Source organism: Nocardiopsis sp. NPDC006938 (assembly GCF_042869555.1).
GTDB lineage: Bacteria > Actinomycetota > Actinomycetes > Streptosporangiales > Streptosporangiaceae > Nocardiopsis.
Genome location: NZ_JBIAGA010000006.1, coordinates 40,262 through 59,040, shown reverse-complemented (window position 1 = coordinate 59,040; position 18,779 = coordinate 40,262). Strand labels below are relative to the sequence as shown.

Here is an 18,779-nt window from a genome sequence, read left to right as displayed (position 1 = left end):
CGGCGGACGGCCGGGAGGACCGTGGCGGGGAGGGGGCGGTCACGGCCGGAGGGTGACCGTCACGTTGTCGATGAGCCGGGTCGGGCCCACCCGGGCGGCGACGGCCAGGACCGCCTCGCCCCGGTGGTCGTCGGCGGCGTCGGCGAAGGTCGCCGGGTCGACCAGGGCGAGGTAGTCGAGCTCGACCGGCGGGACGGCCCCGGCGGCCTCGTCCAGGACGGCTTGGGCGGCCGCGCGGACCGCTTCGGCTCCCTCGGGAGCCGCGTCGGCTCCCGCCGCGAGCGCGCGCGACAGGGAGAGGGCGCTGACGCGGTCCCGCTCCGAGAGGTAGACGTTGCGGCTGGAGGAGGCCAGACCGTCGGGGTCGCGCAGGGTGGGGGCTCCGACGATCTCCACGGGGAGGTCGAGATCGGCGACCATGCGCCGGACCAGGGCGATCTGCTGGGCGTCCTTGGCCCCGAAGACCGCGAGGTCCGGGCGGACCAGCTGGAAGAGCTTGGTGACCACGGTGAGGACGCCGGTGAAGTGGCCGGGGCGGGAGGCGCCCTCCAGGCGGTCGCCCATGGCCCCGGCGTCCACGGTGACCATCTGCGGGCGCGGGTACATGGTGGCGGTCTCGGGGGCGAAGACCACGTCCACGCCCTCCTCGCCGCACAGGCGGGTGTCGCCGGGCAGGTCGCGCGGGTACCGGTCCAGGTCCTCGTCCGGACCGAACTGGAGCGGGTTGACGAAGACGCTGACCACGAGGGTGTCGACGCGTTCGCGGGCCAGGCGCATGAGGCTGCGGTGGCCGCCGTGGAGGGCCCCCATGGTGGGGACCAGCCCCACCCGGCCCGCGTCGGCCAGGGCGCGGCGGAGCTCTTCGGGGGTGCGAACGACGAGCGGGCCGCCGACGCGTGCGCGCGGAGCGGGGTCGGTCATGCTTCTCCTTCGTGGTGTGCCGGTGCCGCGACGGGTCAGCGGCGCAGGACGTCCAGCAGTCGGACGGCGTCCTCGGGCCTGAGCATCCCGGCGTTGATGGCGCGGTCGGCGGTGAGGCGGGCCAGCTCGACGTAGCTGGCCACGCTCTCGGGGGCGTGCTCGCGCAGCTGCTCGACGTGACCGGCCACGGTCCCCGCGTCGCCGCGCAGGACCGGCCCGCTGAGACCGTGGATTCCCAGGCGCAGGGCGTTGTCCAGGGCCGCGCTCAGCATGGGGGCGAGCATCCGTCCGGGTTCGGGGACCCCGGCGGCGCTGAGCAGGGACGCGCTGTCGGCGACCAGCGTGACCAGGTGGTTCGCCCCGCCGGCCAGGGCCGCGTGGTAGAGGGTGCGCTTGTCCTCGGCGATCCACACCGGTTCGGCGCCCATCTCGACCACCAGGGCCTCGGCGATGGGGCGGAGCTGCTCGGGCGCGGTCACCCCGAACGCGCAGTTCACGAGGCGTTCGACGTCCTCGTCGCGGCCGGTGAAGGTCATGGCCGGGTGCAGGGCCAGGGGGAGCGCGCCGACGACCGTGGCGGGGGTCAGGACGCCGTACCCGTGGGCGCCGCTGGCGTGGGCGAGGATCGTGCCACGCAGGTCCGTGCCGGTCGAGGCCAGGCCTTCGACGAGGTCGGGCAGGGCGTCGTCGGGGACGGTCAGCAGGACGAGGTCGCTGGCCTCCGCCACCTGGGCGGGTTCGAGGATACGGGCGCCGGGGAGCCGTTGCTCGACCCTGGCTCGTGAGGCGTCGGAGACCGCGGAGGCCGCCACGACCCTGTGGCCGGCCCGTGCCAGGGCGGCTCCCAGGACGGAGCCGACCCGGCCCGCCCCGATGACGCCGACGCGCAGGCGGGCGGGACGCCCCTCCGTCGTCTCCATGAACCGTGTCCCCTCGTGGTCCGGTGCGTCCGCTTCACTCCGCACCGCGCTCTGAGCACACGATAGCCCTCCCCGGGCGCTGACCAGCCGCCCCGCCCCCGGTGAGGGGGAGGGGCGGCCGGGTGTCCCGGGAGCGGCGGGCGAGGGGGCCCGCCGCCGGGGGTCACTTCTGGATGATGATCCCGGAGTTGAAGCAGGAGCCGAGGGACTGGCCGAGGACGGCGTTGGAGTTGCCGCAGCCCTCGTTCTCCGCCTCCAGGTCGTTGATGTAGGCGATGTTGCCGCTGGCGTTGGAGCCGTGGTTCGAGGTCCAGGCACCCGCGTGTGCCGAGGCGGGGGCGGCGGAGAGGAGGACCCCGGCGGAGGCGAGGAGCACGGCACCGGTGGCGAGCGTCTTCTTCAGCACTACTGGTCTCCTTCAGTGTCCGGGCGGGGGACCGACCGGACTCGTAGTGACTCTGGAGCGGCGTCCGGGGGGACGCCGAGAGAGACGCTACCGACGAAGGAGCGGCGTGAACATGCGCTGAGCTGCATTCATCACGGAACATCGGCGTCCCGTCACTCAGAGCGAGGGAACGTCCCGGGTTCGATCGGGGCAAAGTTGGGGACTTCGGCCCCCTCGGCGTGCGCACAGCGTCACCGACCTCGGGGATTGCAGTCCGCCTCCAACCCTGGTTCCGGGCGGTCACCGTGCCGGGGCGGGCCGTGTGCCCGGGGCACGAGAAAGGGCGCCACTCCATCGTCACGGAGTGGCGCCCCTGCGCGGAAAGCTCGCTGGCCCTGGACCGGGTCGGATCAGCCGGGACGTCTCCGGCCGGACACCCCCGCCCGGGCGGGCCGGGAAGTCAGACCTGCTACCAGTTCTTCACGGTGGCGCCGGAGTTGGTGCAGTTCGCCCCGGAGATGCCCAGGATGGAGATGGAGTTGCCGCAGACGTTGATCGGCGCGTCGACGTCCACCACGGCCTGGTTGCCGCTCAGGATGCCGCCGTTGCCGGAGGTGAAGACGTTGCTGTTGGCCATGGCAGGAGTGCCGGCGAACAGGACGCTACCAGCGGCAGCGGCGATGGCCGTGGCGGCGAAGGCCTTCTTCAGCATGTGTTTTCTCCCGTCAGACCGGCCAGCGGGGGCGCCAACCGGTCGATAACGTTGACGATGTGTATGACAGTGAACACTCAACGTGTTCACCACTATTTAGCCATACTCCGTCGCCGCACGTAGCCAGAACGCGAAAGTTTTTTGCTCTCCTGAACTGGAGGTATCACCAGGAGTGAGAAGACATGTCGGACTTGCGACCACGAACCGGAGCCCCAACACCCCCTCAATGTGACACACGCCACTCTCACGCCTCGGGGGTGTCGCCGCTCGTCCCCGCCGATGCACCACCCTCGTCCCGCCTGGTCACCGACCCTCCGTGCATGGTGGCCCGTGTCGCCCACCGTTCCGTTCCCGCGGACGGCACCCGCGCCCGTCTTCCGTACTGCGTCAGAGCGTCCAGGAGACGGCGCCCCTCGACCGCCTCCCGGTCCACCGCGCGCGCCGCGACCGGCCCCGGGGGCGTGTCCACGTCCACGGTGACCCTGCCCCTCAGCTGCGCGATCGGCCCGGCGGACAGCCGCAGCCCCTGCATCCGCTCCACCGGGACGACCTCCGTCACCCGGCACAGCGCCCCGCGCACGCTCACGAACAACCGCTCGTCCGCCCCCACCGCGTGCGGCAGCGGGGAGTGGTTCTCCACCAGCGGCACCCGCGCCGCCTCGCTGTCCGGGAACACCTCGTTCACCAGGGTGAAGGCCCTCCCCCGTGGCGCCACCGGCAACAGCACCGACGAGTCGCCCTGGCGCGCGCCCGCGTATCCGGCCACCGTCGCCTCGACACGGGCCACCCCCAGCGCCCGCCAGAGCAGTGGCTCCACCACCCGTACGGCCTGCACCCGACCGGGCGGCACCGTCTGCATCCGGCGCTGGAACATCCCGTACCGCAGCCGCAGCCCGTCGGAGGACGACGACGCGTAGAAGTCCGTGTAACGCGCCAACGGGCCCCAGTAGTAGCGCGACAGACCGAGGACCAGCGGAACCGCCCCGGCCAGCGCCCCCGGCTCGCCGAAGGCCGCGTACGCGGTGAGGAGCAGGAACAGCAGGACGAACGACAGCAGCACCGGGACACGGAAGGTCAGCGCCCCGAGGAGCAGGGGGAAGGGCAGCCGGTAGAAGGGCCACTCCGGCGCCTCGGGGGCACGCCCCGGCAGACCGGCGGCGTGCGCCAGCACCGCGGCACGCAGCCGCTCGGCCACCTCGCGGCGCAGGAAGCGCAACCGGATGGCGCTCCCGTCGCCACCGGCCAGCTCCACCCGCAGCTCGGCCAGACCGAACACCTGCATCAGGAGCGGGCGCACCACGTCCACCGCCTGGAGGCGACTCAGCGGGATCTCGCGGGAACTGCGCAGGAGCAGCCCGCTGTGCACCACCAGGTGGTCCTCGCGCAGCCCGAAGGAGCCGTACCACCAGGCGGGCAGCGTGTACGCGAGCGAACCGAACACCACGGCCACGGCCAGGACGAACACCCACGCGATGCCGAACTGGGTGAGGATCGGGCCGATCAGCGCCACGAACACCAGGGTGACCCCGATGACCTGGAACGGGACGAGGAGCCAGTGCGACCGGAACACGCCCCGGGTGACGTCGTCCGCCGGGTCGTACCGCCGGGGCGGCGGCGGAGGCCCCCAGCCGCGCCGTGGCCACGCCCCCGGGCCCCGGACGGTCGGTGGCGTCGGCGGCACGGACGGGTACGCGCCGTGCGGCCCGTGCGGTCCTGGTCCCTGCTGCGGTGGTCCGTGCACTTACAGCCCCGTGGAGAAGGTCTCGCTGCGCGCCGCGAGCCGGTCGCGCAACCGCACCGCGTCGGCCAGCGGAAGTCCCACCACCCGTGTGTCCGCCGTGCTCGCGGCGGTGCGCACCCGCACGGTCGCGATGCCCAGCGCCTGTTCCAACAGGTCGGTCGTGACGTCCACGACCTGCATCCGGCCGTAGGGGACGACCACCAGCTGCCGCACCAGCACCCCGAAGGTCAGGTACAGCTCGGCGGGCCCCTCCGCGTAGCCCCAGGAACGCTGGAACCGCCCGGCGAGCGACCACAGCACGGCGGCGGCCCCCACCGACAGAGCCCCCCAGACGGCGGCCGACACGGTCTGTCCCCACAACAACAGGAGCAGCGCGCCGGCCGCGCCGACGGCCAGGCAGCCCGCGGCCGTCACCAGACGGCGGTACCAGGCCAGGGCGACCGGAACCCGGGTCCAGGAGGTGTCCCCCGGGGCGGCGAAGGCGGCGTCCACGGGGCGGGGCGGCGGCTGGGCCCCCTCCGGCGGCGGTGTCGGTTCACTGGTGTCCACGGACTCAGTCAACCATCAGCGGACCGGACCCGCCCGAAACGGCTCGGCCGGAACCCGGACCGGTGCGTGACGTCCCCCTGCCGGTCGCGCCCCGCCAGCTCGGCTCCTACGCGTGGCCGGGAGTGTCGTCGCGGTCCGGGTCGTCGTCCTCCGGCACCCGGCAGGCGTGCTCCAGGTAGAGGGCGGCGGCCAACAGCAGACCGGCGGCCAGCGCCGTACCGAGCGCCGTCAGGAACACCTCGCGGTGGCTGGGCAGCTCCAACCGGTCGGAGACGGCCAGGGCCGTACCGGCGAAGTACCCCGCCGCCAGCGAGGCGAACAGCGCGCTCGACTTGGCCAGGGCCAGCAGGCGGGCCGCGCTGAGCGGCTCCATCGGTTCGGTCCCCGGCGCGCGGCGGATGCGGCGCGCGGTCCGGCCCGCGGTGAACCCCTCCGCGAGGGCGAGCAGCAGCAGGGTCGGGACGGCCGACCACGGCATGAGCGGCAACCCGCTCACCGTGTTGGCGACCACCAGCCCCAGCAGGGCCCCCAGGAGTGCCAGCAGTGAGGGGACACGCCACCCCGTCGGCGCGAGCGTGCCCCCGCCCTCACCGGACACCTACGGCCTCCCCCGGCAGCCGCAACCGCAGGTCGTCCCGGACGGTCAGCGCCTGTTCCCCCTCGGGGTCCGCTTCCTCCACCGAGGCCAGCAGGACCGCGACCGGCGCCCGGCCGGGCACGACCGCTCCGGGGTCCGTGTCCAGCCACGGGCGCAGCACGAACGCGCGCTCGTGGGCGCGCGGATGCGGCAGGGTCAGCTCCGGGTCGTCGTCGGTCAGGTCGCCGAAGGCGATCACGTCCACGTCCAGGGTGCGCGGCCCCCACCGGACCTCGCGCACCCGCTCGAAGGCGCGTTCGGCCGACCGGGCCGCCTCCAGCAGGTCGGCGGGCGTGCCCGTGGTGTCCACCACCAGGACGGCGTTGAGGAAGGCGCCCTGGTCCGGACCGCCGACCGGCGCGGTCTCGTAGACCGGCGAGACCGCCACCGGGGTGACGCCCTCCCCCGCCGCCAGCAGGTCCACGGCGCCCTGGAGCGCCGCCCGCCGGTCCCCCAGGTTGGAGCCCAGCGAGAGCACCGCACGCGTCGCCGGCGCCCTCACCACGCGCCCCGCCTCCCCCGGGTGACGGTGACCGCGACGTCCGCGAACTCGTGCTCGATGGGCGCCGACGGCTTGTGCACCGTCAGTTCCACGCCCTCCACCAGGGGCTCGGCCAGGCACACACCGGCCAGCCGCTCGGCCAGGGTCTCGATCAGGTTCACCGGGTCTCCGGTGACCACGGCGACCAGCCGGTCGGCCAACTCCCCGTAGTGCACGGTGTCGCCGACGTCGTCACTGGCCGCCGCGGGGGCGGTGTCCAGGTACAGCACGGCGTCCACGAGGAAGTCCTGCCCCTCGCGGCGCTCGAAGTCGTACACCCCGTGGTGGCCGCGGGCCCGCAGGCCGCGCAGCTCGACGCGGTCCCGCATCACTCCTCGTCCTCCGCCTCGTCGTCGTCCTCCATGAGCACCGGGGAGGCGTGGTGCGACCACAGCCGCCACCCCTGGTCGGTGTCGACGAACAGGTTGGTGGTGACCACCTGCCCGCCAGCCACGAACCCCGGGCTGCCGTCCTCCGCCGTGAGCACGTTCTCCTCACAGGTGACCATGGCGATGTCGCCCCCCACACCGATGTGCGTCTCCGTGAGCACGTACTGGATGTAGGTGACGTTGGCCATGATCAGCGACCAGGCGCGCATGATCTCGGTGCGGCCGCGCAACAGCGGCCAGCCGGGGTTGACGCACACCAGGTCGGGGGCCTCGTGCTCCTCCGCCCACACGGTGCGCATCAGGTCGATGTCGCCGTTCTCGATGGCGCTGTAGAACTGCGCGTTGGCCTCGGCGACGCGCTCCATGACCTCCTGGCGGGACTTCACGCGTCCCCCCGGCCCACGGTGTGGTCCCGGCCCTCGACGAGAGCGGCCCCGCCGTCCGACCAGGCCGCCGCCACACGTACCGCGTCGGCGTTCGGACGGACGTCGTGCACCCGCACCGCCCAGGCGCCGCGGTCGGCTGACAGGGTGGTCACGGCCGCGGTGGCGGCATCGCACTCGACGAAGGGGCGGTCCTCGCCCTTGGCGTCTCCGAGGAGACGGCTGAGGAAGCGTTTGCGTGATCCCGCCACCAGGACGGGACGGCCCAGTTCGTGGAACCGGTCGAGGTTCCGCAGCAGCGCCCAGTTGTGCGCCTGTTCCGGGCGCTTGGAGAATCCCAGTCCCGGATCAAGGACGATCTGACCGGGGTCGACACCTGCGCTGATCATGGCCTCCATACGGTCGCGGAGCTCATCGAGGACCTCCTGGACGACATCCGTGTACACGGCACGGCTCTGCATGTCATGACTATGCCCACGCCAGTGCATCAACACGTAGGCGACACCGGAAGATGCGACGAGTCGAGCCATCTCGGGATCGGCCAGGCCGCCGCTGACGTCGTTGACGAGCACGGCACCGGCCTCGACGGCGCTGGCCGCGACCTCGGCCCGCATCGTGTCGACGCTGACCGGGACCCCGCGCGCGGAGAGCTCGCGCACCACCGGTTCGATCCGGCGCAGCTCCTCCGGGGCCGAGACCCGTTGGGCGCCCGGGCGGGTCGACTCACCGCCCACGTCGACGATGTCCGCGCCCTCCTCGACGAGGCGCAGCCCGTGTTCGATCGCACGCTCGGGATCGAACCACGACCCGCCGTCGGAGAAGGAGTCGGGGGTGACGTTCACGACCCCCATGACCAGGCACCGCCCTCGGTCGGGCAGCCCCGGAAGTGTGTGTTTCGGCGCCATGCGCATCACCCTACGCGCACGCCGAGGGGCCGGGGGCACACGGCCCCCGGCCCCTCGGGTGGTGTGGGCGTCGACGCCCGACGCGCCCCCGGAGCGCGGTCAGCGCTGGTCGAGGATGAGGCTCATGACCTCGGAGCGGGTGCGGTCGCTGCTACGGAAGATGCCCCGCACGGCGGAGGTGACCGTCTTCGCGCCGGGCTTGCGCACCCCGCGCATGGTCATGCACAGGTGCTCGGCCTCCACGACCACGATCACGCCGCGCGGGTCGAGGTACTCCATGATGGCGTCGGCGACCTGCCCGGTCAGGCGCTCCTGCACCTGCGGCCGGCGCGCGTACACGTCCACGAGGCGGGCGAACTTGCTCAGCCCCGTGATCCTGCCGTGCGCACCCGGGATGTACCCCACGTGCGCGACCCCGAAGAACGGCACCAGGTGGTGCTCGCAGGTCGAGTACAGCTCGATGTCCTTGACCAGGACCATTTCCTCGTGGTCGGCCTCGAAGACCGTGGTGAGGACGTCACCGGGCTTCTGACCCAGACCGGAGAACTGCTCCTCGTAGGCCCGGGCGACCCGCTCGGGGGTCTTGGTGAGGCCGTCGCGGTCGGGGTCCTCCCCGATCGCGATGAGGATCTCCCGAACCGCGTGCTCGATGCGTTCGCGGTCCACGGGTCTGGCAGGCAGGTCCGAGCTCACGCCTGGTCTCCTTCTGTGTGGGTGGTCGGCTCCGGGTGCCGACCGTTGCTGGAGGGGCTCGGCACGTCGGAGCCGTTCAGCTCCGCCAGCTCCTTCTTGGAGCGGACCGGGGGCCGGTCGGAGGGCAGCCGCTTGCCGTAGCCGGTGTAGGAACCGCGCGCGGGGCGCTTGCGGACCGGCTCGAAGATCTCCAGCACCTGCGTCTTGGTGAGCGTCTCCTTCTCCAGGAGCTGCACCACGAGTTCGTCGAGGACGTCCCGGTACTCGACCAGGACCTCGTAGGCCTCGTCGTGCGCGGACTCGATGAGGCGGCGCACCTCCTCGTCGATGAGGGAGGCGATCTCCTCGGAGTACTCGCGGGCGTGGGACATCTCCCGGCCCAGGAACGGCTCGGTGTTGCCCGAGCCGAACTTGCGGGCGCCCAGGCGCTCGCTCATGCCGTACTCGGTGACCATGTTGCGGGCCAGGTTGGTGGCCTTGTCGATGTCGTTCCCGGCCCCGGTGGTGGGCTCGTGGAAGACCAGCTCCTCGGCCGCGCGACCGCCCAGCATCATGGCCAGCTGGTCCATCATCTGCGAGCGCGAGGTGAGGAACTTGTCCTCGGTCGGCACGGACATCGTGTAGCCGAGGGCGCGGCCGCGCGGCAGGATCGTGATCTTGTGGACCGGGTCGGCGTTGGGCAGCGCGTGGCCGACCAGGGCGTGACCGCCCTCGTGGTAGGCGATGACCTTCTTCTCGCGGTCCGACATCACCCGGGTCTTGCGCTCGGGGCCGGCCATCACGCGCTCGATCGCCTCCTCCAGGACGGCGTGGGTGATGACCTTGCTGTCCGCGCGGGCCGAGAGCAGCGCGCCCTCGTTGATGACGTTGGCCAGGTCGGCACCGGTCATCCCGGAGGTCTGGCGGGCGATGACGGCGAAGTCGACGTCATCGGCCATGGGCTTGCCCTTGGCGTGCACGGCGAGGATGTCCTTGCGGCCGTCCATGTCCGGGCGGTCCACGACGACCTGGCGGTCGAAGCGGCCGGGGCGCAGCAGCGCCGGGTCCAGGATGTCGGGGCGGTTGGTGGCGGCGATCAGGATGACGCCGCCCTTGACGTCGAAGCCGTCCATCTCGACCAGCATCTGGTTGAGGGTCTGCTCGCGCTCGTCGTGTCCGCCGCCCATGCCCGCACCGCGGTGGCGGCCCACGGCGTCGATCTCGTCGATGAAGATGATCGCGGGGGCGTTGGCCTTGGCCTGCTCGAACAGGTCGCGTACGCGCGAGGCGCCCACACCCACGAACATCTCGACGAAGTCCGAACCGGAGATCGAGTAGAACGGCACTCCGGCCTCGCCCGCGACGGCGCGGGCCAGGAGGGTCTTACCGGTTCCGGGCGGGCCCATGAGCAGGACGCCCTTGGGGATCTTGGCCCCCATGGACTTGAACTTCTCCGCGTTCTGGAGGAACTCCTTGATCTCGTGGAGTTCCTCGATGGCCTCGTCGGCACCGGCCACGTCCTCGAAGGTGTTCTTCGGGGTGTCCTTGGTGATGAGCTTGGCCTTGGACTTGCCGAACTGCATCACCCGGGAGCCGCCGCCCTGCATCTGGCTGAAGATGAACCAGAAGATGACGATGATGATGATCAGCGGCAGGAGGCTGAACAGGGCCGTGGTCCAGATGGGCGTGGTCGCCACCGAGACCTCGTAGGACTTGAGGTTGGTGTCGGGCTTCTCGCTGGACTCCAGGAGCATGTCGGCCAGCTGCAGGCCCTGCCCCTCGACCCAGTAGGCCTCGTAGATGTCCTCGTCGACCGTGGTCAGCCGGATGCGCTGGTCGCGGTCGACGATCTCGGCGTTGTCCACCTGGTCCTGCTCGATGAGCTGGTAGACCGTCGAGATGTCCGCTTCCTCGGGCTGGGGCCCGGCGCCCACGTCGAACACGCGGAAACCGATGACGAGCATGAGGCCGACAGCCAGTAGCCAAATCCACGGGCCGCGGAAAAAACGCTTCAGATTCATGTGAGCGGAACCCTGTCGGGTCCGTCCCTCCTGACCAGGCCGCCCGCCCCAGAGGACTTTCCGAAGCAGGACCTATCGGACACGTGCTCCCTGCGAAAACGCCGGGATATTCGACGGTACACCTCGCCGTGCGGAGCGGGCACACCGCTCGGGCCGGTGACGGGGCCGTCATGAACGCAACGACGGCGACCCGTTCCGTTGTTCCCGCTGCCGCCGTGCGGGGCCCGCACGGCGGCCCGGACGCTACTTCTCGTAGACGTGCGGCGCGAGGGTGCCGATGAACGGCAGGTTGCGGTACTTCTCGGCGTAGTCGAGCCCGTAGCCGATGATGAACTCGTTGGGCAGGTCGAAGCCGATGTACTTGACGTCGAGGTCGACGTCGAAGGCGAGGGGCTTGCGCACCATGGTGCAGATCTCCACCGACCGCGGGCCGCGCGACCTCAGGTTGCCGACCAGCCAGGACAGGGTCAGGCCCGAGTCGATGACGTCCTCGACGATCAGGACGTCGCGGTCCTTGATGTCGGTCTCCAGGTCCTTGAGGATGCGCACGACACCCGAGGAGGTGGTCCCGGCACCGTAGGAGGACACCGCCATCCAGTCCATGGAGACGGGGGTGTGCAGTGCCCGCGCCAGGTCGGCCATGACCATGACGGCGCCCTTGAGCACACCGACGATCAGCAGGTCGCGGCCCGCGTAGTCGGCGTCGATCCGCTCTCCCAGCTCGGCCAGGCGCGTCCTGATCTCTTCCTCGGTGACCAGGACCTTCTCCAGGTCCTCGCCCATGTCCTTAGCGTCCACGCTCACGTCCTCGCTGCTGGGTTCCCCGTTTGCGGCAACCAGGATAAACGTGCCGAACGAGGCCACGGCGCCCGACCGGCTGTCCGGAGCCCGCCGCCTCAGCCCCCGAAGACGATCCGACCAGCGTCGCGACGCCCCCGAACCCCGCCGGGCAGGTCGATGTGGGCCTGTCCCCGCCACGCGGTGACGAGGCGATCCAGCTCACGTACGTGACGTGCGTTGAGGGCGCTGGCCGGGCACCCCGACTCCAGCGCCGCCCGGCGCAGCACCCGGGTGCGCAGCGCGGGTCCGGCCCCCTCCAGCACGCCCACGGCCAGGCCCGGGCCGCCCTCGCGGGCTCGTCCGTGCAGGTCGGCCGCGAGCGCGTCGAGGGTGTCGGCGTCCGCGCGCAGCAGGGTCGCGGTTCGGGCGAGGGCGGCCGCGATCCCCGGGCCCAGCGCGGCCTCCAGGGCGGGCAGCGCCTCGTGGCGCACCCGGGACCGGGCGAAGCGGGGGTCGTGGTTGTGCGGGTCCTCCCACGGGCTCAGCCCCATGAGGGAGCAGGCCTCGCGGACGGTGGCGCGGTCCAGGTCGAGCAGGGGGCGCAGGTAGGCACCCGTGCGGGGGGCCATACCCGCCAGGGAACGGGCCCCCGACCCCCGGGCCAGACCGAGCAGCACGGTCTCGGCCTGGTCGTCGAGGGTGTGGCCGAGCAGGACCACCGCGGGCCGCAGCTCGGCCACGACGGCGTCGAGGGCGTCGTAGCGGGCCCGCCGGGCGGCGGCCTCGGGCCCGCCCCGCCCGCCCACACGCACGGCGACCGCGCGTACGGGGTCCAGGCCGAGGCCGCCCAGGACCTTGGCGACGGTCCCGGCGCGTTCGTCGGAGCCCTCCTGGAGACCGTGGTCGACGGTGACACCGCCCGCCGGCACCCCCAGTCGGGGGGCCTCGAAGGCCAGTGCCCCGGCCAGGGCCAGCGAGTCGGCCCCGCCGCTGCACGCGACCAGCGCCGTGGTGCCCTCGGGCAGCCCGGACAGCGCCCGCCGGACCGCCGAGCGGACGGCGGCCACGGCGGGGGGCGGCCCGCTCACTCGGTGATGGCTGCGGGGCGCACGACCCGTTCGATCCACTGGGAGGGGCTGCGGATCTCCTCCAGGGTGGGCAGGGTCTCGGGCGAGGTCCACACCCGGTTGAAGTCGGCCATGCCGACCTGGGCGACGACCTGCCGCACGAAGGCAGCGCCCTCCTCGTACTGCTTCATCTTCAGGTCCATGCCCAGGAGCTGGCGCATGATCCGGTCGAGCGGGTTGACGGTCTCGCGCCGCCGCTGGAAGCGGCTGCGGATGGTCTCCACCGAGGGGACGACGTCGGGCCCCACGGCGTCCATCACGTAGTCGCCGTGGCCCTCGGCCAGGCTCATGACGGCGGTGACCCGGTCCATCAGGGCGCTCTGCTCCGGGGTCTGGAAGGCGGTGAGGAGGTTGCCCTCGCCGCCGCGCACGGCGTCCGCCACCGCCTCGCCCGCCTGGCGCAGCCGGTCGATGAGGTCGGAGGCGTCCATCTCCGTGGACAACAGGAGTTCCCGCATGAGGTCCTGGACGTGCCCGCGCAGCCACGGCGTGGCCGTGAACTGCATGCGGTGCGTCTCCTCGTGCAGGCACACCCACAGACGGAAGTCGCGCGGGTCGACGCCCAGCTCGCGTTCGGTGTTGACGATGTTGGGCGCCACGAGGGTCAGGCGCCCGGTCGGCGCGTGGCCGTCCGGGTCCGGCGGCAGGAAGAGCTCGTACTGGCCGAGGACCCGCCCGGCCAGGTAGGCCAGGACCGCCCCGAGCTGCACCCCGGTGATCCGCGAACCGACCGCGCTGGTCAGGTTCCCTGCCGGGCCGTTGTTCAGCCGGTCGGCGCCCATCTGTTCCAGGACGGGTTCGAGTACCACCCGAAACCCGTCGACGTTGGCTCGAATCCACCCCGGACGGTCGACGATGACCGCGGGCCCCGAGGGTTCGAGGGGGTTCATTCCGGTGAAGTCGCGCACGTGCCCGGCGGCCACGGTGGAGAGCTCGCGCAACTGCACCACGGCCTGCCTCGCGTCGGACAGGTCCACCTGCGGCCCAGGGCGCACGAGGCGGACACCGGTGTTGACGGCTACGTCCCAGTCGATCACAGTCACACGGTCAGCCTACCCACGCGGCGCCCGGGGGCACGGGGATCAGGGCGGTATTTCAGGGCAGACCCCGGGATACCCCTGAGACCGCCCGATTCACCCTCCCCAGCCACGGGTCAGCCGCACCCGCACTGGCTGAGGGCGGCCGCCAGCGTGTCCAGCTGCGGGCCGGTGGCTCCGGGGCTGTTGGCCATCAGGGCGAACACGAACACGTTGCCCTCCTGGTCGTGGATGGTCCCGGCCAGGGTGCTGACCCCGTCGAGCGTCCCGGTCTTGCCGCGCACCAGCCCCGCGGCCGCGTGGGAGCTGGAGTACTCCGAGTAGCGCCCGGCCAACGTGCCCGTGGAGTGGGCGGTGGGCAGACCGGTGACGGTGGCGTTGAGGCGCGGGTCGTCGGCGGCGGCCTTGACCAGCTGGACCAGGGCGCGCGGGGTGATGCGGTTCTCGGTGCTCAGGCCGCTGTTGTCGGAGAGCCGGACCCCCTCGATCCCCAACCCGTCCAGGACCCGCTCCGTGGCTGCGGCGGCCCCGGCGTGGTCGGGCTCCTCCCCGGTCTCCAGGGCGGTGATCCGGCCGAGGGACTCGGCCATGTTGTTGTCGCTGGCGAGCATCATGAACTCGACCAGGTTGCTCATGGGGGCCGAGTCAACGGAGGCGATCGGCTCTCCGGCGGCGCTGGCCTCCTCGGGGGAGTCCCGCACGCTCACGCCCGCCTTCTGCAACTGGTCGGCGAAGGCCTCGGCGGCCGCCAGCGGCGGGTTCGGGGAGCGCGTGGACACGTCGGGGTCGACCCTGCCGCTGTCGATCATCAGGGCGTGGATGGTGGCCGTGCTGCCCTCGGTGACGTAGTTGGGCTTCCACCCGGGAGCGGTGTCCGGACCGGTGAAGAACGAGTCGTCGTAGCCGACGGAGACGGTCTCCGCGCCGGTGGCGGCCAGGGCCGCGGCGGTGTCCCCGGCCAGCTCCTCCAGTGTGGCTACCTGCGGGTAGGCTGCGGAGTCGGCGGTCGCCGTCAGCATCACGTCGCCCCCTCCGCGCAGCACCACCCGGTCCTCCTCCGCGTCGAGGTACACCTCGGTGCGCAGCCTGTGGTCGGGGCCGACGGCGTCCAGGACGGCGACGGCCGTGGCGATCTTCGTCGTCGACGCCGGGGTCACCGGTGTGTCCGCGTCGCGCTCGAAGAGCGTCTGTCCGGTCACACCGTCCACGACGTAACCCGACAGGCCCTCCTCGAGCCCGGACGATGACATGGGATCATCAAGAATGTCCGCGATCCGACCCGGGTCCGCCGGGGTCGGGGACGTGGACGCAACCGCCGCCACGCCGTCGGCGCGCGTGACGGGGTTGGGCACCGCCGACAGCGGTCGTGCCTCGATCACGTCCAGGGCGACCAACCCGGTGATCAGCACGAATATGTTGAGCAGGGCCAGCGCGAGGAACACCTCGCCTCGTACCCGTCGCACCCGGGGACCTGCCTTCCGTCGGTGTCGCGGCCTGACGTTGTTAGTTATACGGCGACATTAGTCGCATTGGGAGCCGAGATCAGCATGGAATTCGACGTTACGATCGAGATCCCCAAGGGGGAGCGCAACAAGTACGAGGTGGACCACGAGACCGGTCGTATCCGTCTCGACCGCATGCTGTTCACCTCCACCACCTACCCCGCCGACTACGGTTTCGTCGAGGGGACACTCGGCGAGGACGGCGACCCCCTGGACGCCCTTGTCCTGCTCAAGGCCCCGACCTTCCCGGGCTGCCTGATCCGGGCGCGCGCCATCGGCATGTTCCGCATGCGCGACGAGGCGGGCGGTGACGACAAGCTGCTGTGCGTCCCGGCGACGGACCCGCGCCAGGAGCACCTGCGTGACATTCACCACGTGAACGAGTTCGAGCGCCTGGAGATCGAGCACTTCTTCACGGTGTACAAGGACCTGGAGCCCGGCAAGTCCGTCGAGGGCGCCAGCTGGGTCGGCCGCCACGAGGCCGAGCAGGAGATCATCGCGTCGGTGAAGCGCGCCGAGGAGGCCGGTGCGCACGGCGACTCCTCGCACATCACCAACGAGGACCAGTAGCAGGCGGTCCCGGTGCCGAAGGCCCGGACGGGTTCCTCCCGCCGGGCCTTCGCCGTGTCCGGGATCAGGAGGCCCCGGCGATCTGCGGCGCGTCCGTGCCCAGCTCGCGTCCCGGGTCCCGGGTCAGCGCGTACCCGGCCAGGGCCAGCACCAGCAGCGCGCACAGTACGGCGATGACGAAGGACAGTGGTGACACCGGCCCGTCGGCGAGGTTCCCGGAGACGGGGAGCCGGGGGAACCCGTCACGACCGAACCGGGCGGCGCGGGCCGCCACGTGGGTGCGGTACCCGGCCAAACCGGGCCCGCTCACCCCGTTGAGCACCCGCTCCCGGACCAGGTCGGTGCGCTCCGGCAGCAGCAGCGGCCGGGCGTCGCCGTGGACCCGGTGGTGCGCCAGGTGGCGGGCGCACTCGGCCTCGGCGAGGGCGTGCAGCCACTCCCTCAGCCGGTCGGTGTCGCGCAGGCGCCCGATGTGCGCGCGGGCGACGATCAGGGTGTCACGCAGGACGACGTGGGCGGCGTCCCGGTCGCGCAGGACCAGGATGCACCGCCGGTACAGCTCGTCCCCGTAGGCGTCGAGGAGCTTCGCGTAGGTGTCCGAGGTGTCGGCCCGGTCGAAGCGCAGGGCGTGCAGGAGGTCCCGGTCCGTCATAGACCTAGAATCTACGCCGCGCGCGGCCCCGCGCCCCACGGCTCGCCGCGAAGGACACCTTCCGTGCCCGGCGCCACCGGCTCCGACCTGCGCGGAGGAGGCCCGGCGCGGGCCGGTGTGACCTCAGTCCGATGTTTCCCGGGGCGGTCCCCCGGGGTCGTCCCGCCCTGCCGGGGGTTCGTCCCCGGCGTCCGTGAAGAGGAACCCCGCGTAGCGGGTGCGGGCCCACAGCAGCACGTGGGTGAGGGCGGTCAGGAAGGCGACCAGCAGCGCGGCCCCGGGGCCCAGGAATCCGAGCGCCATCACACCGGCGGCGACCACCACGAGGGCGCGCACCAGGACACGCGCCCACCGGCCCTGAGCCTCGGGGGTCAAGGCTGCCCTCTGGGGACGGACGGCTGCACTGCCACTCCTGTCGCTACGGCTGTTCTGGGGGATGGACTCCGGATCGGCGGACGCGCCGTGTTCTCGGGCTCCACATGTCACCACCACGGGACGCCGCCCGCAACACGTTCCGGGCGGACCGGTACGTGGTCCGACACGCACGATTCCCGGCGTTCGCTTGACGCGCCACCGACTTTGCTGGTCTCCTTACGTTCATGTATCCGCGCACCCGCACCGACGCCACGGCTCGTACGACCCCCTGGGTCTCCTGCCACCTGGCCCGTGCGGCGTGTCCGTGTTGTCGTCGCTGAGTCGTTTCCGAGGGGTCTGTCCCGACCGACCCCGACCGACCAGTCCGTGAGCGGCCTCCACCCTTCGGTGTGACCGGTCCGCGAGCGAACACCACCAGGGTGATTGTGCTCTCCGAACGTGCGTTCGGTGTGGCCGCCCCTGCCGCCCCGGTATCTCCGGGGCCCGTTGACGACACCCCCGCCGTCCCGGTCGCCGGACCGGGCAGCGTACACGTGAAGGATCTTCCCACGATGCCCCAGCAGGTCCTGGCCTCGACCTCCGTTCGTCCCGGAACCTCCCCGTCCGCGCCCGGCCCGCGCACCGCGTCGGTCTCCCTCGACGGGATCGGGGACGTGGTCGACGCCGGGCGCACCTCCGGCTACGCCCACCTGGTGGAACGCCGTCTGCCGACGGTGGGGCAGTTGGTCACCGCGGCGCGCGGCGCCGCCGCCTCGCTGCGCCGGCCGACCCTGTGGCCGACCCGCCGGGGCCGTTGGCAGCCCGCCCCGCGCAGCGCCCGCCGACACGTGGGCGGCCGCTTCCGGGTGACCACGGTGGCCCTCGAACCCAACAGCTTCGTTCCCGGTCCGGCCCGCCACTCCGACCACGCGCACGGCATGGAGGTGCTGCACCTGGTCAGCGGGAGGGCCCACCTGATCACCTCCGGTGCCGCCGGCCAGATGCGCGCCGCCGCCGAGTTGTCCGTCGGCCGTACCCGCGTGGTGGGGGGCGCCTCCCGGCAGGGCCACCACCACCTGGTGAACACGGGCGACGAGGTGGCCGTGGTGGTCCGGGTGAGCGTCTGAGCGTCTTCGTCTCCCGGAGCGGGGCGGGGGTTCACTCATCGTGCCCCCGACGCGGCTCGGCGGCGCGCAGTGCCCCGTCCACGGCCTCGACCGCGCGCAGGACCTCGGCCGTGCGCCGCCCCTCGGCGAGATAGGCGTTCATCACCTGGTCGAGGGCGTGCGGCGGAAGCCGGTCGCGTAGGTCCACGCGGGCCGTGCGGTACCCCTCCCGGGCCGCGTCCAGTGTCGCGGCGACGTACTGGCGCGCCAGCCGGGAGAGCGCCAAGGGATGGCGGCGCAGGACCCCGTGCAGCCGGTAGTCGGCGGGCACGTGATCGAACAGCCACTCCAGGGCCGTCTGCTCGAAGGAGTCCGACCCGGGTGGGTGCACACTCGCGGGCCAGTCCGATGTCAGGGACTGATCGGGCATGCCCCCCAGCATACCCGCTGTTCGAAAACGTGTTCGATATCCACAGCCCGGGAATCGTGTGGCCCTCCGGTCATTCGGGGGTGTCGGCCTGTTCCTTCTCCTCCGCCGTACGCCTCTCCAGCTCCACGCGGATGGCCTGTTCGGCCGCGTCCACGGCGGCCCGCGCGGTGATCGCGTTGGTGTGCGCCCGGTCCAGTTCCTCCAGCAGGATGCAGTCGAACGCGACCCGCGCGTCGTGGATGGTGGCTTCCAGCTGACGTGACGCCTCTTCCAGACTCATGCCCCTTCACCTCCCCCGAAAAGGGCATCCGCACACACCCGTCCCCTGTGTCCCGCCCCCCATCCACCCCGGGACGCCACCCTCCGCGCCTACGATGGACTCGAATCGCCGCTGCTCACAGCGGTGGAGAGGTAGGAACCGGGGCCCGCCCGGTCGGGGGAGGAA

General features: G+C 72.1%; 23 protein-coding genes. 2 read left to right on the top strand and 21 right to left on the bottom strand.

Annotated elements, in window-relative coordinates; all coding sequences use genetic code 11:
• Window positions 1-39: 39 nt before the first annotated feature.
• The 17 genes from panC to dacB all read right to left on the bottom strand — a co-directional run bounded on the left by panC (window position 40) and on the right by dacB (window position 15,183).
• Complete coding sequence (panC, locus tag ACFYL4_RS11535) at window positions 40-921, bottom strand: pantoate--beta-alanine ligase (protein ID WP_387518248.1); 882 nt, start codon at window positions 919-921, stop codon at window positions 40-42.
• A 35-nt stretch (window positions 922-956) separates the two neighbouring features.
• Window positions 957-1,841, bottom strand: coding sequence for a DUF2520 domain-containing protein (locus ACFYL4_RS11530; RefSeq protein WP_357763581.1), 885 nt, complete (start codon window positions 1,839-1,841; stop codon window positions 957-959).
• Window positions 1,842-2,004: 163 nt separating this feature from the next.
• Entirely contained in the window at window positions 2,005-2,247 is a 243-nt protein-coding gene (locus ACFYL4_RS11525) for a hypothetical protein (RefSeq protein WP_357763578.1), read from the bottom strand.
• A 448-nt stretch (window positions 2,248-2,695) separates the two neighbouring features.
• On the bottom strand, window positions 2,696-2,938 hold the full coding sequence (locus tag ACFYL4_RS11520) for a chaplin family protein (protein ID WP_357763575.1): 243 nt from the start codon (window positions 2,936-2,938) through the stop codon (window positions 2,696-2,698).
• Window positions 2,939-3,182: 244 nt separating this feature from the next.
• Window positions 3,183-4,619 carry a PH domain-containing protein gene (locus ACFYL4_RS11515; RefSeq protein WP_387518247.1) on the bottom strand — a complete coding sequence of 479 codons (1,437 nt, stop codon included), beginning with the start codon at window positions 4,617-4,619 and terminating at the stop codon, window positions 3,183-3,185.
• Window positions 4,620-4,679: 60 nt separating this feature from the next.
• Window positions 4,680-5,171 (bottom strand): PH domain-containing protein, encoded by a 492-nt coding sequence (locus tag ACFYL4_RS11510; RefSeq protein WP_387518415.1) that lies wholly within the window; start codon window positions 5,169-5,171, stop codon window positions 4,680-4,682.
• A 163-nt stretch (window positions 5,172-5,334) separates the two neighbouring features.
• Window positions 5,335-5,826 carry a DUF3180 domain-containing protein gene (locus ACFYL4_RS11505; protein ID WP_387518246.1) on the bottom strand — a complete coding sequence of 164 codons (492 nt, stop codon included), beginning with the start codon at window positions 5,824-5,826 and terminating at the stop codon, window positions 5,335-5,337.
• Window positions 5,816-6,367: a 2-amino-4-hydroxy-6-hydroxymethyldihydropteridine diphosphokinase gene (folK, locus tag ACFYL4_RS11500; protein ID WP_357763728.1), complete on the bottom strand. Its 552-nt coding sequence runs from the start codon at window positions 6,365-6,367 to the stop codon at window positions 5,816-5,818. The genes ACFYL4_RS11505 and folK overlap by 11 nt, the downstream gene beginning before the upstream one ends.
• The gene (folB, locus tag ACFYL4_RS11495) at window positions 6,364-6,735 is read right to left on the bottom strand and encodes a dihydroneopterin aldolase (protein WP_357763567.1); all 372 of its coding nucleotides are present in this window, start codon (window positions 6,733-6,735) and stop codon (window positions 6,364-6,366) included. The genes folK and folB overlap by 4 nt, the downstream gene beginning before the upstream one ends.
• Complete coding sequence (locus ACFYL4_RS11490; protein ID WP_387518245.1) at window positions 6,735-7,181, bottom strand: nuclear transport factor 2 family protein; 447 nt, start codon at window positions 7,179-7,181, stop codon at window positions 6,735-6,737. The genes folB and ACFYL4_RS11490 overlap by 1 nt, the downstream gene beginning before the upstream one ends.
• On the bottom strand, window positions 7,178-8,083 hold the full coding sequence (gene folP / locus ACFYL4_RS11485) for a dihydropteroate synthase (RefSeq protein WP_357763561.1): 906 nt from the start codon (window positions 8,081-8,083) through the stop codon (window positions 7,178-7,180). Before folP ends, ACFYL4_RS11490 begins: the two co-directional genes overlap by 4 nt.
• A gap of 99 nt (window positions 8,084-8,182) precedes the next feature.
• Window positions 8,183-8,776: a GTP cyclohydrolase I FolE gene (folE, locus tag ACFYL4_RS11480; protein WP_357763558.1), complete on the bottom strand. Its 594-nt coding sequence runs from the start codon at window positions 8,774-8,776 to the stop codon at window positions 8,183-8,185.
• The gene (gene ftsH / locus ACFYL4_RS11475) at window positions 8,773-10,776 is read right to left on the bottom strand and encodes an ATP-dependent zinc metalloprotease FtsH (protein ID WP_357763555.1); all 2,004 of its coding nucleotides are present in this window, start codon (window positions 10,774-10,776) and stop codon (window positions 8,773-8,775) included. Before ftsH ends, folE begins: the two co-directional genes overlap by 4 nt.
• 243 nt (window positions 10,777-11,019) lie before the next feature.
• Window positions 11,020-11,574 carry a hypoxanthine phosphoribosyltransferase gene (gene hpt / locus ACFYL4_RS11470; protein ID WP_357763552.1) on the bottom strand — a complete coding sequence of 185 codons (555 nt, stop codon included), beginning with the start codon at window positions 11,572-11,574 and terminating at the stop codon, window positions 11,020-11,022.
• A 98-nt stretch (window positions 11,575-11,672) separates the two neighbouring features.
• Window positions 11,673-12,644 (bottom strand): tRNA lysidine(34) synthetase TilS, encoded by a 972-nt coding sequence (gene tilS, locus ACFYL4_RS11465; protein WP_387518244.1) that lies wholly within the window; start codon window positions 12,642-12,644, stop codon window positions 11,673-11,675.
• Window positions 12,641-13,720 carry a zinc-dependent metalloprotease gene (locus ACFYL4_RS11460; protein ID WP_387518412.1) on the bottom strand — a complete coding sequence of 360 codons (1,080 nt, stop codon included), beginning with the start codon at window positions 13,718-13,720 and terminating at the stop codon, window positions 12,641-12,643. The genes tilS and ACFYL4_RS11460 overlap by 4 nt, the downstream gene beginning before the upstream one ends.
• Window positions 13,721-13,836: 116 nt before the next feature.
• Window positions 13,837-15,183: a D-alanyl-D-alanine carboxypeptidase/D-alanyl-D-alanine-endopeptidase gene (dacB, locus tag ACFYL4_RS11455; protein ID WP_357763546.1), complete on the bottom strand. Its 1,347-nt coding sequence runs from the start codon at window positions 15,181-15,183 to the stop codon at window positions 13,837-13,839.
• An 84-nt stretch (window positions 15,184-15,267) separates the two neighbouring features.
• Between dacB and ACFYL4_RS11450 the strand changes: the two genes are divergently transcribed.
• Window positions 15,268-15,792 (top strand): inorganic diphosphatase, encoded by a 525-nt coding sequence (locus tag ACFYL4_RS11450; RefSeq protein WP_017542894.1) that lies wholly within the window; start codon window positions 15,268-15,270, stop codon window positions 15,790-15,792.
• 64 nt (window positions 15,793-15,856) lie between these two features.
• Here ACFYL4_RS11450 and ACFYL4_RS11445 read toward each other — a convergent pair whose 3' ends face one another.
• Together ACFYL4_RS11445 and ACFYL4_RS11440 are read right to left on the bottom strand one after the other, a co-directional pair.
• On the bottom strand, window positions 15,857-16,444 hold the full coding sequence (locus tag ACFYL4_RS11445; RefSeq protein ID WP_357763543.1) for a sigma-70 family RNA polymerase sigma factor: 588 nt from the start codon (window positions 16,442-16,444) through the stop codon (window positions 15,857-15,859).
• Window positions 16,445-16,567: 123 nt separating this feature from the next.
• On the bottom strand, window positions 16,568-16,819 hold the full coding sequence (locus ACFYL4_RS11440; protein ID WP_357763540.1) for a hypothetical protein: 252 nt from the start codon (window positions 16,817-16,819) through the stop codon (window positions 16,568-16,570).
• Between the two features lie 551 nt (window positions 16,820-17,370).
• On the opposite strand from ACFYL4_RS11440, the gene ACFYL4_RS11435 reads away from it, so the two are divergent.
• Complete coding sequence (locus ACFYL4_RS11435; protein ID WP_387518243.1) at window positions 17,371-17,925, top strand: hypothetical protein; 555 nt, start codon at window positions 17,371-17,373, stop codon at window positions 17,923-17,925.
• A gap of 31 nt (window positions 17,926-17,956) precedes the next feature.
• On the opposite strand, the gene ACFYL4_RS11430 is transcribed toward ACFYL4_RS11435, so the two are convergent.
• Together ACFYL4_RS11430 and ACFYL4_RS11425 are read right to left on the bottom strand one after the other, a co-directional pair.
• Window positions 17,957-18,346 (bottom strand): hypothetical protein, encoded by a 390-nt coding sequence (locus ACFYL4_RS11430; RefSeq protein ID WP_357763534.1) that lies wholly within the window; start codon window positions 18,344-18,346, stop codon window positions 17,957-17,959.
• Window positions 18,347-18,404: 58 nt separating this feature from the next.
• The gene (locus ACFYL4_RS11425) at window positions 18,405-18,614 is read right to left on the bottom strand and encodes a hypothetical protein (protein WP_357763533.1); all 210 of its coding nucleotides are present in this window, start codon (window positions 18,612-18,614) and stop codon (window positions 18,405-18,407) included.
• Window positions 18,615-18,779: the final 165 nt, after the last annotated feature.

What these genes read in the sequence shown, in the direction of transcription:
- panC (WP_387518248.1), bottom strand. Translation starts at nt 921, where the DNA reads ATGACCGACCCCGCTCCGCGCGCACGCGTCGGCGGCCCGCTCGTCGTT.
- ACFYL4_RS11530 (WP_357763581.1), bottom strand. Translation starts at nt 1,841, where the DNA reads ATGGAGACGACGGAGGGGCGTCCCGCCCGCCTGCGCGTCGGCGTCATC.
- ACFYL4_RS11520 (WP_357763575.1), bottom strand. Translation starts at nt 2,938, where the DNA reads ATGCTGAAGAAGGCCTTCGCCGCCACGGCCATCGCCGCTGCCGCTGGT.
- folB (WP_357763567.1), bottom strand. Translation starts at nt 6,735, where the DNA reads ATGCGGGACCGCGTCGAGCTGCGCGGCCTGCGGGCCCGCGGCCACCAC.
- folP (WP_357763561.1), bottom strand. Translation starts at nt 8,083, where the DNA reads ATGGCGCCGAAACACACACTTCCGGGGCTGCCCGACCGAGGGCGGTGC.
- ftsH (WP_357763555.1), bottom strand. Translation starts at nt 10,776, where the DNA reads ATGAATCTGAAGCGTTTTTTCCGCGGCCCGTGGATTTGGCTACTGGCT.
- ACFYL4_RS11450 (WP_017542894.1), top strand. Translation starts at nt 15,268, where the DNA reads ATGGAATTCGACGTTACGATCGAGATCCCCAAGGGGGAGCGCAACAAG.
- ACFYL4_RS11445 (WP_357763543.1), bottom strand. Translation starts at nt 16,444, where the DNA reads ATGACGGACCGGGACCTCCTGCACGCCCTGCGCTTCGACCGGGCCGAC.
- ACFYL4_RS11435 (WP_387518243.1), top strand. Translation starts at nt 17,371, where the DNA reads ATGCCCCAGCAGGTCCTGGCCTCGACCTCCGTTCGTCCCGGAACCTCC.
- ACFYL4_RS11430 (WP_357763534.1), bottom strand. Translation starts at nt 18,346, where the DNA reads ATGCTGGGGGGCATGCCCGATCAGTCCCTGACATCGGACTGGCCCGCG.
- ACFYL4_RS11425 (WP_357763533.1), bottom strand. Translation starts at nt 18,614, where the DNA reads ATGAGTCTGGAAGAGGCGTCACGTCAGCTGGAAGCCACCATCCACGAC.